7 protein-coding genes are annotated in these 14,685 nt (G+C 69.5%); 5 read left to right on the top strand and 2 right to left on the bottom strand.

Annotated features, from left to right (window positions below; translation table 11 throughout):
• From ACN261_RS32335 to ACN261_RS32325, 3 genes are all read left to right on the top strand, one after another.
• Positions 1 to 372: cytochrome P450 (locus ACN261_RS32335; RefSeq protein ID WP_425853774.1), on the top strand; the 372-nt coding region annotated here is incomplete at its 5' end.
• Positions 373 to 457: 85 nt separating this feature from the next.
• The gene (locus ACN261_RS32330) at positions 458 to 1,201 is read left to right on the top strand and encodes an SDR family NAD(P)-dependent oxidoreductase (protein WP_421483197.1); all 744 of its coding nucleotides are present in this window, start codon (positions 458 to 460) and stop codon (positions 1,199 to 1,201) included.
• Between the two features lie 36 nt (positions 1,202 to 1,237).
• Positions 1,238 to 2,353 carry an SIS domain-containing protein gene (locus tag ACN261_RS32325; RefSeq protein WP_425853773.1) on the top strand — a complete coding sequence of 372 codons (1,116 nt, stop codon included), beginning with the start codon at positions 1,238 to 1,240 and terminating at the stop codon, positions 2,351 to 2,353.
• A 199-nt stretch (positions 2,354 to 2,552) separates the two neighbouring features.
• Here ACN261_RS32325 and ACN261_RS32320 read toward each other — a convergent pair whose 3' ends face one another.
• Both ACN261_RS32320 and ACN261_RS32315 read right to left on the bottom strand, forming a co-directional pair.
• Positions 2,553 to 2,798, bottom strand: a complete 246-nt coding sequence (locus ACN261_RS32320) for an acyl carrier protein (protein ID WP_421483202.1) — start codon at positions 2,796 to 2,798, stop codon at positions 2,553 to 2,555.
• On the bottom strand, positions 2,791 to 4,188 hold the full coding sequence (locus ACN261_RS32315) for a class I adenylate-forming enzyme family protein (protein WP_421483203.1): 1,398 nt from the start codon (positions 4,186 to 4,188) through the stop codon (positions 2,791 to 2,793). The genes ACN261_RS32320 and ACN261_RS32315 overlap by 8 nt, the downstream gene beginning before the upstream one ends.
• Before the next feature lie 304 nt (positions 4,189 to 4,492).
• On the opposite strand from ACN261_RS32315, the gene ACN261_RS32310 reads away from it, so the two are divergent.
• A complete protein-coding gene (locus ACN261_RS32310) occupies positions 4,493 to 12,325 on the top strand; it encodes an amino acid adenylation domain-containing protein (RefSeq protein ID WP_425853771.1) in 7,833 nt (2,610 codons plus the stop codon).
• Positions 12,325 to 14,685 (top strand): non-ribosomal peptide synthetase (locus ACN261_RS32305; protein ID WP_425853775.1); only part of this gene is annotated, 2,361 nt, incomplete at its 3' end. The genes ACN261_RS32310 and ACN261_RS32305, both read left to right, overlap by 1 nt.

The raw sequence follows: 14,685 nt of genomic DNA, 5'->3' as shown, positions 1-14,685 counted from the left end.
GTGCGGTACGCACCTCCGATCACCGGCACCCGGCCGGCCACCGCGCTCGAGGACATCAGCTGGCACGGGCAGACCATTCCCGCCGGCGCGCTCGTCCTGCCCTTGCTGGCCGCGGCTAACCGCGACCCCGCCGTGTTCGACGAGCCGGAGCGCTTCGACATCTCCCGGACGCCCAACAACCACCTCGGCTTCGGCCACGGCGTGCACTTCTGCCTGGGCGCGAACCTGGCACGCATGGAGGCTCGCGTCGCCTTGCAGGTGCTGTTAGCGAGGAGCCCGGGCCTCCGGTTGGCGGTGGACCGCACGGAGTTGGTGCTCGAGCCCATGCCGCTGTGGACCCGGTATCTCGAGTTGCCCGTGGCCTTGGGGTGAGAAACCCCTCCCGCACCGCTTCGACCCTGTAGAGAGAGGACGCTCGTGACATTGTTGCCGATCGCTGGTACTGCGAGTCGCGGCTATGGCTGAACGTGTTGCCGTCATCAGCGGAGGAACCAAGGGAATCGGGTTGGCGCTGAGCCGGCGCATGGCCCAGCTCGGCCATCGCGTCATCGCACTGTACCGCGCCGACAAGGCGAGCGCCGACCGCCTGGCGAGCGAGTTTCCCGGGCGCATTGTCACAGACCGGGTGGATGTCGCCGAGCCGGAACAGGTAGCGACCTTCGCCGCTAAAGTTCTCGCTGAACACGGGGCCCCGACCGTGTTGGTCAACAACGCCGGCCGCAACATCGACGGTCCTTTCCTCGACATGTCGGACGACGACTGGCGTCAGGTGATCAACGCCAACCTGTCCGGGCCGTTCTACCTCACGAGGGCGTTCGCCGCCGGAATGCTGCAGCTCGACGGCAGCCCCTCGGTGGTCAACATCGGCGCCACGACGGCGATCCGGCCGCGCCGCAACGGCGTGAACTACTGCGCGAGCAAGGCGGGCCTGCTGCACCTGACGAAATGTCTGGCGCTCGAGCTCAGCCCGAAAGTACGCGTCAATTGCCTGATCCCCGGCATGATCGACACCGAGGAGATGCGCACTCGGTACCGGACCGCAGATCCGCAGGCCCTCGCCGACCTGCTCGCCGAGATCCCGCAAGGACGGATCGGCACGCCGGAAGAAATGGCTGACGCCCTGGAGTTCCTCGTCGGTGACGGCGCCCGGTACGTGACCGGACAGAGGCTCATCGTCGACGGCGGCCAGTTCATGTGGTGAGGAGTCGCCACATCGATTAGAGAGGAATCACCTTCGATGCTATCACGCCTTGACCGGTATGAGGCTTTCCTCAAGTCCAGGTATCGCGCCGATTTCCGCAAGGCCGACGAGTATTCGATTGAGGAGATCGACCCGGAACTCCGGAAGAGGATGGCCGGCGGCCAGTTCACCCGCATCGTCTTTTCCGGGATGGGCTGTTCGGCCATCGTCTCCGATGTGATCGGGACCTACCTCAATGCGTCCGGCGCAGCGGTGGAAGTGTACGTCTTCAACGACTACGACTTTCCCTACCTCGTGCCGCGTTCCGTTGTCGACGACGAGGGGACGCTATTCATCATCAGCTCCTACAGCGGGCACTCCGAGGAACCAATTCAGGTCTTCCGGTCGTTGGCCGGCCGCTACCACCGCACACTGCTGCTCACCTCCGGCGGTCGTCTGACCGAGCTCGGCCGGGAGGCCGGCGTGTCGATCGCGCGGTGGACACTGAGCGAGCCCGACCGCGAGTACCCCCTGTTCCACGTCGGACAGTACTTTGCGATCCTCCTCGACATGTTCCTACGGCTGGAGCTCATCGCGGCGGACCACCGGGCGGAGGTGGCCGCGCTACCCACACACCTGGGCGTCGACTTCACCCCGGCACTGGCGGAACTCGCCGAGGTGGCCGCCCAGCGGAGCCGGAACGCCAACATCATCATGCTGGCGTCACCCAAGTGGCACGAGAGCCTGCTCAAGCTGGCCAAGATGCACTTCAACGAGATGGCCATGGCCCCGGCCACTCGCAACTACTTCCACGAGTTCTGCCACAGCGAGGTGGCGACCCTCTCCGACCCAGACCGCCTGCACAGCGTCCTGCTGTTCCGCGACGCCGACGACGACAGGTACACCCAGCAGAAGATGGACAACCTCGTCGCTCTGCTGACGCGCGACATGCCGCAGAACCGCAACATGGCCGTCACGGAGGTCCCGCTGGGGCAGCCGACCTTCATGCGCCGGTACTTCACCGCGCTGGAGTTCATCCAGACGGCGGCGCTGGCGCTCGGCCGGTTCTACGACACCGAGTCGCGCGACCTGATCTCCGAGGCCGCCGGCAACCCGTGGTACCACCGCACCGCCGTCCTGAGCGATCTGGCTGCCGCCCCGGCGGCGGGGTAAGGGCTCGCCGGGGCGGATGGCGAACGACGGGCGTCGACGGACGTGCGACGTTCGCCATCCGCCCCGGCGGCCGTCGGGGCGGCGAACGCCGGAACCGCGCGAGGTCCCGCGCAGGGCGACAGAGCCACAATCGCGCTCCGCGGTGAACCGCGGAGCGCGATGAGGTACATACGGCGACGCCGAAGGGCACGTCGGCGGGTCAGGGCGCGACCTGCCCGGGAAAGTGCTTGACCAGGTAGTCGTGGATACGGTTGACCGAACTCAGCGCCAACAGGTCCGCATACCGTGGATCCAGCTGAATGCCGTAGCGGTCTTCCAGGATGGCTTGCAGATCCACCATCCCAAAGGAGTCGAGGAAGAATTCGTCATCGAACCCGAGATCGGCATCATTCACCATTGATCGATTCTCGGCGAGGATCGACTTGAGCTCGTCCTTGCTAATCACTGCCCGCCCCCTGATTTTGAATCTGGAGCTGCTCCATGATCATAGTCCGGTTACGGACGACCTTTCCCGTCTTATTGCGCGGCAACGCGCCGGTGATCACAAAGCGCTTAGGAACTTTGAACAAACTCAATCTTTCGTAGCACCAACGAGTGAGTTCGGCCTGGTCCGGTGGATTCTCGCCGGCGACGAACGCTTCGATCACCTCGCCATAGGTGACCACCGCCTCCGATACTCGAGGATGCGCCAGCACCACGGATTCGACCTCGGTCAAATCCAACTTCAGACCCCGAATGATGACCAGCGAGTCGGAGCGGCCGAGCATGCTCAACTCGCCAGTTTCGCCGCTCATGGCGAACCGGTCGTACGTGCGCAGCCAGCCGTCAACGTAGCGGTCCGGCTGGTCGTCGAACACATAAGGACTGGCGTCACACCGCACGTACAGTTCCTGGTCGACCAGCTTGGCCTCAACACCCGGCACGACCATGCCGACGACCGGCGGCCGCGGCCCGTCGAGGCCGGCGACGAGAAGGCCCGTCTCGGTCACGCCGTACACCTGGCTGACCGGTACGCCGAACTGACGGTGGAAGCTCTCGTACACATCGAGCGGCAGCCGCTCGCCCCCCGAGAGGACCAGCCGGAGATCCGGCAGCGGGGGGACCTCCCCCACCCTCGTCAGCAGTTCGATGTGCGCGGGCACCCCGTAGACGGCGGCCACACCGGTGTCGCGGGCCAAGCGCAACACCTCGGCGGGCCGGGTGTTGGGCGCCAGCACGACGGTGGCACCGACGTGCAGGGCATACAGCACCCCGGTGACCAGGCCCATGGTGTGCACGATGGAGTTCAGCACGAGCAGCCGCTCGCCCGCGCGGGGCAGCCGGTCGAGGGCGACGTGGCGGTCAATTTCGGCGAGCAGCGAGGCGGGCGTGCGGCCGATGACCTTGGGGCGTCCCGTCGATCCGGAGCTGAACTGCACCAGACAGGCGTCGGAGGACGCCGGCACTCCCGAGGCACGCCGGTGTACCTGGAACGCGACGTCGTCGTGAAGGCCCGCCACCGGACCGGTCGGCTCGGGCGAGACGATGAGGAACTGGGGGTCGAGCAGCCGGGTCAACGGCTCGTACTCCGTTGGCGTCGACCGGAAGTCGACGAGTATCACCTGAGCTCCTCGGCTCCACAACGCGAGCATCAGGTGCAGATATGTCACACTGGGCGCCATACGGACCATGACGGTGCTTCGGTTGCCGATACCGTATCCGGCGAGCTCGCGATTCAGTTCGGTGACTGCGGACCGCAGCTCTGCTCGCGATTGTGCGGTTCGCGAAATGAGCCAGGGCAGCCGGTCCGCACCGGTATCCAACAGCGGATCACCCCACCATGATGCGTGTGTCATGCCCCTCCCTTCTGCGCGTTGAATCCCAAGAAGACGTAGCGCCGGCGAACAGCGGGCGCGGAGAATCGAGAAGCTAACATGGCATATCTCGATGCGGCAACGGCTGGATTCACTGTCCCGCCGGCGGGACGCCCGGCATACCTACGTCCGCGATTCGTCTTGACACTGTCCCCCGCCAAAGTAGTTTGATGTCGTCGGCTCCCCCGGCAGCTGCCTCATTTCGGAATTAGATAATTCGAGCCCTGCGGCCGGCACAACCATTTCGCGGCGCCGCTCCGGTCCGAGCGCAATCGGAGGACAAAGATTGTTTCATCGTGATCCCGACGGCGCAGTTTTCCCTCTGGCGGCTGCACAACGTGAGATCTGGTTCGCGGAACAGCGGCTCGGCTCGGCGAACAACGTGTACAAGGTCGGCGAGTACGTTCGCATCGACGGCGCGGTCGACGCCGCCTTGTTCGAGCGCGCGCTTCGTATGGTCGTCGAGGACGTCGACGCGCTGCATGTACGTTTCGTCGAAGCGGGTCACCAGGCGCATCAGGTCATTCGGCACATCACCGACTGGCCGATGCCCATCATCGACGTCAGCCATGAGGCCGACCCCCTGGCGTCCGCCCAGACATGGATGTGGGATGACGTCGGCCAGCCGATGGACCTCAGCACCGGCCCGCTGTTCAACTTTGCGTTGCTCAGGGTGCGTCCCGACTGCTACATCTGGTACCACGGGTATCACCACATCGTCATGGACGCGTTCGGCGCCCAGCTCGTCGCCCGGCGAGTGTCCGAGGTCTACACCGCGCTCACCGAGCAACAGCCGTGCGGCGAGCGGTACTTCGGGTCGCTCCGACAGCTCCTGGAGTGCGACGCGGCGTACCGGTCGTCCGAACGGTTCGAGCGTGACCGTGCGTACTGGGCGCACGAGTTCGCGGACCGCCCGGCACCCACCCGCCTGGTCACCGCGTCCGCCACGGTGCCGGTCGAGTTCCGCCGCAGCACGACGTTGATGTCCCAGGCGCGACTGGAGCGCATGCGCACCGTCGCGCGCCAAATTCGGGTGCCATGGTCCCAAGTGGCGATCGCGGCGACCGCCGCGTATGTCCACCGCATGACCGGCGCCCACGACGTGGTCATCGGCCTGCCCCTGGCCGCACGAGCCAGTGTGATTCTTCGGCAGACCCCCGGCATGGCCTCGAACATCCTGCCTCTGCGGGTGTCGGTCCACCCGGCCATGAGCACGGCGGAGCTGGTGCGGCAGGTCAGTACCCGGGTCGCCGACGCCGCAGCGCACCAGTGCTACCGCGGTGAGGACCTGCAGCGCGACCTCGACCTGCCCGGTCAGCTGGCGTCCCGGTACGCCCCCGTCGTCAACGTGATGTCACTCGGCTACAACCTGCGTTTCGGTCCGCACGGCGCCTCGGTCCACAACCTCTCCTCCGGACTGGTTGGCGACCTCACGATCGCCGTATGGGATCGGCGTGACGGGCGCGGCCTGCAGATCGACCTCAACGCGCATCCGGAAGTGTGCACCGCGGCCGCGCTGGCCGCCCATCAACAGAATCTCATCGCCCTCATGGACGCGGTCACCGATGCCGGCCCGGACGATCCGATCGGCCGCCTCGAGACGCTCGATCGAGCGGCGCGGTCGCGGCTCCTCGGGGCAACGGAGAACGCCACTACCGTGTCGCACCGCGACACGCTCCCGGCGCTATTCGAGGCGCAGGTGACGGCGCGTCCCCAATGCACCGCAGTATCGTTCGGTCCCGCCGTCCTGTCCTACGCCGAGCTCAACGCCCGGGCCAACCAGCTCGCGCATCTGCTGATAGCGCGCGGTGCCGGCCCGGAGTCGCTGGTCGCCTTCGCGCTGCCGCGCTCCCTGGAACTCGTCGTCGCCCTCCTGGCGATCGTCAAGACGGGCGCGGCCTACCTGCCGCTGGATCCGACGTCCCCGGCGTCGCGCCTGGCGTCCATGCTCGAGGACGCTCACCCGACGCTCGTCGTCACCAACCGGATCGCGGCGTCGTCGGTGCCGCCGCTACCGGCCGTACCCACCGTGGTGTGCGACGACCCAGCGACGCTCGCACACCTGCGCGAGCAGGCGGCCACCGACCCGACGGACAAGCACCGGACGAGCCGGCTGGGCGCCGACCATCCGGCGTACGTCATCTACACCTCGGGATCGACCGGCCGCCCCAAGGGCGTCGTGGTCACCCACCGCAACGTCCTGCGGCTGTTCGAGGCGACTCGGGACGACTTCGGGTTCACCCACCGGGACGTCTGGACGCTGTTCCACTCCACCGCCTTCGACTTCTCGGTCTGGGAAACCTGGGGCGCGCTGCTGCACGGCGGCCGGCTGGTCGTCGTGCCGTACGACACCAGTCGAACGCCAGCCCAGTTCCGGCGGCTGCTATCCGACGAGCGAGTGACCGTCCTGAACCAGACCCCCTCGGCGTTCTACCCGTTGATCGAGGCCGACATCGAACAGGAGCCGGACGGCCGCCCGCTCGCCCTGCGTACGGTGATCTTCGGTGGCGAGGCCCTGCGTCCGGACCGCCTACGCGGCTGGTACGAGCGGCATCCCGAGACCACCCCGACGCTCGTGAACATGTACGGCATCACCGAGACGACGGTGCACGTCACCCGCATCGATCTTCGACGGGAACACGCTCACGCGGGGGTAGGCAGCGTCATCGGTACCAGCCTCGCCCACCTGCGGACGTACGTCCTCGACCCCGGGCTGCGCCTGGTGCCGCCCAGCGGGACCGGCGAGCTGTACGTGTCCGGCGCCGGTCTCGCGCGGGGCTACCTGGGGCGTCCCTGCCTGAGCGCGCAACGCTTCGTCGCCGACCCGTACGGGCCGCCCGGCACGCGGATGTACCGCACGGGAGACGTGGCCCGATGGGATGCCGACGGCCGTCTGGAGTACCTGGGCCGCTGCGACGACCAGGTGAAGATCCGGGGCTTCCGGATCGAGCTCGGTGAGGTCGAGGCCGTCCTCGCCGACCAACCCGACGTCGCACAGGCCGCCGTCGTCGCCCGGCGGGACCGGGTCGATGACGAACGGCTCGTCGCCTACGTCGTGCCGGTCGCCGGCGCACTCTGCCGGCCGGACGTGCTGCGCGAGGCCGCGCGCGAACGACTGCCCGAGTACATGGTGCCGACGGCCGTCATCCCGCTGGAACGCATGCCCCTGACCCGCAACGGCAAGCTAGACCGCGCGGCGCTGCCCGAGCCACCACGCGACCCCGCCGCGGGAACGGCGGCGCGGCCAAGGACCCCGCGCGAGGAGATCCTTTGCGGTCTCTTCGCCGAGGTGCTCGGCGTACCGCACGTCTCCGTCGACGACAACTTCTTCCACCTCGGCGGTCATTCCCTTCTGGCGACTCGCCTGGCCGCCCGGTTGCGCACCGCGTTCGGCATCGAGATGGGACTGCGTGCCCTCTTCGACGCTCCCACACCGGCCGCCGTGGCACAGCGTGTCGAGGGCGCAGCGCCCGCTCGGCTGCCGCTGCGTCGACGCGAGCGCCCGGCACGGCTGCCGCTCTCCTACGCGCAACGACGGCTGTGGTTCCTGCACCAGCTGGACACCAGCGCCGCCACCTACCACATTCCGTTCGTCCTGCGCCTGTCCGGTCCACTCGACCGCGACGCCCTGCGCGCCGCGCTGAACGACGTGGTGCAGCGCCACGAGCCCCTGCGCACCGTCGTCGCTGACCTCGACGGTGTGCCGTACCAACAGGTACGGCGCACCGTCGAGGTGCCTCTGACCGAGACCGCAAGCGACGAGGCCGCCCTACCGGCCCGCTTGCTCGACGGGACGCGGCACCCCTTCGACCTGGCCACGCAACCACCCATCCGCGCCGAGCTGGTGAACGTCGAGCCCGACGAGCACGTGCTGCTCATCGTTCTGCACCACATCGGGGCCGACGGCTGGTCGATCGGCCCGTTCGCCACGGACCTGGCCGCGGCCTACGGCGCCCGCAGCCAGGGCCGGCCGGCGGAGCTGGCCCCGCTTCCCGTGCAGTACGCCGATTACACCCTCTGGCAACGAGACCTGCTCGGCGACCCGACCGACCGCCGCAGCCTGTTCTCCGCCCAGCTGGACTACTGGACCGAGACGCTGGCGGACCCGCCGAAGTGCCTCACCCTGCCTACCGACCACCCGCGCCCGGCCGTGGCCTCGCACCGCGGTGCCTACGTGTCCCTCGAGCTGAGCACCGAGCTGCATGCCGGACTGCTGCGCGTGAGCCGAGACGCCGACGCCACCCTGTTCATGGTGCTCGTCGCGGGATTCGCGGCGCTGCTGTCGCGACTGGGAGCCGGTACCGACATCGCCATCGGCACGCCCGTTGCCGGACGTAGCGACCAGGCGCTGGACGAGCTGGTGGGGCTGTTCGTCAACACGCTGGTCCTCCGTGTGGACATGTCCGGCAACCCATCGTTCGTCGAACTCGTCGCCCGGGTCCGCGAACGGTCCCTCTCCGCACACGCCCATCAAGACGTACCCTTCGAGCACCTCGTCGACGTTCTGCAGCCGACGCGGTCGCTCGCGCACCACCCGCTCTTTCAGGTCATGGTGGCGCTGCAGAACACCGGCGACCCGAGCTTCGAGCTTCCCGGCCTCCAAGTGCGCTCGGAACTCGGCCGAACCGGGACCGCCAAATTCGACCTGTTCCTCAACCTGACCGAGCACCACGACAGCGGCGGGGCGCCGGCCGGCGTCCGCGGGCTCGTCGAGTACGCCACCGACCTGTTCGATCCGCGGACCGTCGAGGACATGTGCCGGCGCTGGCTACACCTGCTCGAGGCAATGGTCGCCGATCCGCGGCAACGCGCCGACCGGTGGACGCTGCTGACCGGCGTCGAGCACCGGCGCGTACTGCGCCAGAGCGTCGGCGCCGTCCACCCGGTGCCGAGCCGGACGCTGCCGGCACTGTTCGCGGCGCGGGCGGCAGCCACACCGGACGCACCGGCGCTGCTCGCCGGAGACACCCTGCTGACCTGTGCCGACCTTGAGGTCCGGGCCAACCGGCTCGCGCACGTGCTGTGCGCACGCGGAGTCGGACGCGGCGACATGGTCGCGCTGATGCTGCACCGCTCGATCGACGCCGTGGTCGCCATCCTGGCCGTGCTCAAGGCCGGCGCGGCATACGTGCCCCTGGACACCCGGTATCCCCCGGCACGCATCGAGGCGATGCTGCGCGATACCCGCCCCGCGATGATGCTGACCACCGCCGAGATGAGCGCACCGGACGCCGTTGCACGGCTCAATCTCGACGACCCCGACACGGCCACGCTGGTCGCCCGCCAACCGGCCGGCCCTCCGCCCGTGCCGGGCACCGCCGACGATGCCGCCTACGTCATGTACACCTCCGGGTCCACCGGACGCCCGAAGGGCATCACGGTCACCCATGCCAACGTGGTCGGCCTGGCCCTTGACCCGTGCTGGTCGGGCTCCGCGCAGGCCCGGGTGCTGCTGCACTCGCCGTTGGCGTTCGATGCGTCCACGTACGAGCTGTGGGTGCCGCTGCTGGGCGGCGGACAACTCGTCGTGCCGCCTCCCGGCGAGCTGGACGTCGGCGCCCTGGCCGCCGTGATCGTCGGGGCGGGGATCACCGCGCTGTGGCTCACCGCCGCACTGTTCGACGTGGTGGCCGAATACGATCCGCGCTGCTTCGCCGCGTTACGAGAGGTCTGGGCCGGCGGCGAGGCGCTGTCACCGGTGGCCGTCGCCCGGGTGCTGGACGCGTGTCCCGATACTGTCGTGGTCAACGGCTACGGCCCCACCGAGACAACCACGTTTGCCACTTGCCATCCCACCCGCGCGCCATACCGCGCCGCGGCCTCGGTCCCCATCGGCCGCCCGATGGCTAACATGCGTACCTACGTGCTCGACGCCGGGCTGCAGCCGGTGCCGCCTGGCACGAGCGGCGAGCTGTACATCGGCGGCGCCGGGCTGGCCCGCGGCTACCTGCACCAGCCGGCGCTCACGGCGCACCGGTTCGTCGCCGACCCGTTCGGGACGCCGGGCAACCGCATGTACCGCACCGGGGACGTGGCGCGGTGGGCCGGCGGCGTGCTGGAGTTCGTCGGCCGCGCCGACGACCAGATCAAGATTCGTGGATTCCGCATCGAGCCGGGTGAGATCGAGTCGGTTCTCGCTGGTCACCCCGAGGTCATCCGGGCAGCGGTGCTGGCCCGCACGGACCAGAACGACACCCGGCAGCTCGTGGCCTACGTGGTGACGACGGCCGAGGTGGCCGCGCTGCGGGCCTACCTCACAGGGGCCCTGCCCGAGTACATGGTGCCCTCGGCGTTCGTCGTCCTACCCGAGCTGCCGTTGAGCGCGAACGGCAAGCTCGACCGGGGCGCGTTGCCCGCACCGCGGCTCGACGTCGCCGCGCAGCGAGAGCCCCGCACCCCCCGCGAGAAGCTGCTGTGCGAACTGTTCGCGCAGGTCCTCGGCGTTGCCCGGGTCGGCGTCGACGACGACTTCTTCGCTCGCGGCGGCGACAGCATCATGTCGATCCGGCTCGCGTCGGCGGCCCGGGCCGCCGGTATCGATCTCAGCGTCCGCGACGTGTTCGAACACCGGACCGTCGCACGGCTGACCGACGTCGTCGAGGACCTGCTGCCCCGCGACGTCGCTGAGGACTCCGCGGGCGGGGTGGGCGTCGTCCCACCGACGCCGATCGTGCGCTGGCTGCAGGAGCGCGGCGGGCCCATCGACCGCTTCTTCCAGTCGATGCTGCTGCGGACACCCGGCGACCTAACCCGCGAACGGCTCGTCGACGCGGTGCAGGCGCTGCTCGAGCACCACGACGCCCTGCGGGGTCGGGTGGTGCCCGCCAGCGGCGAGCATGCGTGGGACTTCGACATCCGTCCACCCGGAGCCGTCGACGCGGATGACGTCGTCCACCTGGTGGAGGTGGCCGGTTCCGACGCCGCGACGCTGCGCACCACCGTCGCCCGCGAGGCCCAGCGGGCGGCCGACCGGTTGTCGCCCACCGCGGGGCGCCTGGTGCAGGCGGTGTGGTTCCGCGCCGACAGCGGCCACCGAGGGCGGCTCCTGCTGCTGCTGCATCACCTCGCCGTCGATGGCGTGTCCTGGCGCATCCTGGTGCCGGACCTCGTCGCAGCGCTGTCCGGGCGCCCGTTGGAACCCGTGGGTACGTCCCTACTCGCCTGGTCACGCCGATTGCACGCGCGGGCACGGCAGCCGGAGACCACGCGATGCCTGCCACGGTGGGTGGCGATGCTGCGAGCACACGACCCGTTGATGACCGACCGGCCCCTGGACCACGACCGCGACGTGACCGGCACAGCCGGCGAGCTGACGCTCACCCTGCCGCCGGAGACCACCGAGCCGCTCGTCACCAGCGTCCCGGCCGCCTTCCACGCCGGAGTGCAGGACGTGTTGCTGACCGCGCTGGCCCTTGCGCTGGGGCATTGGCGCCGGGAGCAAGGCCGGGGGGCCGGCGGCGCCGTCCTGGTCGACGTGGAGGGCCATGGCCGCGACGACGACGTCGACCTCTCCCGCACGGTCGGCTGGTTCACCTGCATATACCCGGTGCAGCTGGACCCCGGGACGCCCGGGTGGGCCGATGTGGTCGCCGGCGGACCCGACGCAGGTGAGTCGATCAAACGGGTCAAGGAACAGCTCCGCTCCCTGCCGGGCCACGGCATCGAGTTCGGCCTGCTGCGGTACCTCAACCCGGACACCGCCGCGCAGCTGGCCGGCACGCCCCCGCCCCAGGTCGGCTTCAACTACCTGGGCCGGTTTCCCGCGCCGGGCCGGCCAGTCGTACCGGGAGATCCTGACTGGCAGGTCGCGGACGAGCTCGGTCTTCTCGGCGGCAGCGACGCGGCGATGCCGCTCGCGCACGGCCTTGAGATCAACTCGTCGGTGCGGGACCACCCGGACGGCCCCCGGCTGACGGCCACCTGGAGCTGGGCCTCAGGGATGTGGACGGAGCCGGCCGTCCGGTCCGTGGCGCGGTACTGGTTCGACGCTGTCCGAGGGCTCGTGCGGCACGTCTCCCGCCCCGGCGTCGGCGGCCACACCCCGTCCGACTTCCCGCTCGTCGGGCTGGACCAACACGACATCGAACACCTGGAAGCCATGTGGAGGACACCGAAGTGATGCCGTCGAGACTCGTGGACGTCCTCCCACTGTCCCCGATGCAGGAGGGGATGCTGTTCCACGCGCTGTACGATCCGAACGGCCCGGACGTGTACACCGTGCAGCAACTGCTCGACCTGTCGGGCCCGCTGGACGCCCCGATGCTCCGCACCGCGGCGCAGGCCCTGCTCGATCGGCATCCGAACCTGCGTGCGGGCTTCCCGCAGGTGTCGTCCGGCACGCCGGTGCAGGCCATTCCCGCCGAGGTTGCCGTCGACTGGACCGACCTGGACCTCAGCGGTCTCGACGACGCCGAGGCGCAGGCCGCGCTAGAGCGCGCCGCGGCCGAGGAGTACGAGCGTCGGTTCGACCTCGCGCGTCCCCCGCTGCTTCGCTTCACCCTGGTGCGGCTGGCACCGCGGCGGCACTGTCTCATCGTCACCAACCACCACATCCTGCTCGACGGCTGGTCGACGCCGATCGTCGTGCGCGAGTTGTTCACGCTCTACGCCGAACAGGGTGACAGCGCCGCACTGCCCCGGGTGGCCCCGTACCGCGAGTACCTCGCCTGGCTGGCCCATCAGGACCGGGAAGCGGCCCGGCAGGCGTGGCGCACCGAACTCGCCGGTGTCGATGAGGCCACGCTGCTCGCTCTGGTGGACCCCGGACGCAGCCCGCGGATACCGCAGCGGGTGGTGATCGAGGCGCCGGAGGCGGTGACCGCCGCCCTGTACGGACAGGCCCAGCGGCACGGGGTCACGGTGAACGCGATGCTGCAGGCGGCCTGGGGCGTCGTCCTGAGCCGGATGACGGGACTCGACGACGTGACGTTCGGGGCGATCGTGTCCGGTCGCTCGCCCCAGTTAGCCGACGTCGAGCACATGGTTGGGCTGTTCATCAACATCGTGCCGGTCCGCGTCCGGGTGGACGGGACGCAATCCCTGTCCGCGCTCATCACCGACGTACAGAGGCGACAGTCCGCGCTCACCCCGCATCACCACCTGGGGCTGTCTGACATCCACCAGGTGACCGGCATGAGCGAGCTGTTCGACACCATGATGGTGTTCGAGAACTACCCGTGGGACGGTGACGGCCCGACACACGACATCGCCGTCACGCCCGGTACCGGCCTTCGCGTCCGGCCGGCCCTGGAACGCGGGCGGGATGCCACCCACTACCCGCTGACCCTCGTCGCGGCACCCGGGCGCCGCCTGTACCTGCGGCTGGACTACCGGGCCGATCTGTTCGACCGGGACGCGGCGCAGGCGCTGCTCGACCGGCTGCTGCGCCTGCTCACCGCCGTGGCGGAGAACCCCGAGGTGCCCGTGGGACGGGTGAACCTGCTCACCGCCGCCGAGCGCGACCGGCTCCTGGTGCGGTGGAACGGCGCCGCCGTTGCCGGCGAGCCGGCACGGCTGCCGGAACAGTTCGAGGCGCAGGTGGCGGCCACGCCGGACGCCCCGGCGGTCCAGTTCGACGAGATCACCCTGTCTTACGCAGAGCTCAACCGCCGCGCCAACCGGCTCGCGCACGCGCTCATCGCCCACGGAGTGGGACCGGAGAGCGTCGTGGCGCTCCTCATGCACCGCTCACCGCACCAGGTGGTCGCCATCCTCGCGGTGCTCAAGGCCGGCGCGGCGCACCTGCCCCTGGACCCGGCTCATCCGCCCGCGCGGCTGTCCTTCATGTTGCGTGACGCGCAACCGGCCGTGCTGCTGGCGAACCGGCAGACCGTGAGTACCATTCCGGACGATGTCGCCACGCCCGTTCTGGTGGTCGACGACCCGGCAGCCCCCGGGGCGGTCGAGACCGGCCCGGACACTGATCCCACCGACGCCCAGCGCACTGGCGTGCTGACCCTGGCAAGCCCTGCCTACGTCATCTACACCTCCGGCTCGACCGGGCGGCCCAAGGCTGTGCAAATGACCGGCCTCGGCGTGGCCAATGTCCTCCGCTGGCACGCCCGCGTCATCGGAGGCGGCCCCGGCGACCGGACCGCCCAGTTCACCGCGCTCAGCTTCGACGTCTCGGTCCAGGAGGTGCTCTCGGCGCTCCTGTCGGGCAAGACCCTGGTGGTGCCCGGCGACGACGTGCGGCGTGACCCGCAGCAGTTCGCGGTCTGGCTCGCCGAGCAGCGGGTCGGTGAGCTGTTCGCACCGAACCTCGTGGTGGAGTCGGTGGCCGAGGCGGCTGCCGAGCTCGATGTCGACATCGCACCGTTGCGCCAGGTCGCCCAGGCCGGCGAGGCGCTCACCCTCAGCCGGCAGGTGCGCCGGTTCTTCGGTCGCGTCCCCGGCCGGCTGCTGCACAACCACTACGGGCCCACCGAGGCTCAGGTACTGACGGCCGGCACCCTGCCGGATGACGTCGACGAGTGGCCC

It is taken from the genome of Micromonospora sp. WMMD723, assembly GCF_049863385.1.
Classification (GTDB): Bacteria; Actinomycetota; Actinomycetes; order Mycobacteriales; family Micromonosporaceae; genus Micromonospora; species Micromonospora wenchangensis.
Note: the sequence above shows the minus strand (reverse complement) of the source record. Positions and strands in the feature narration are given on the sequence as shown.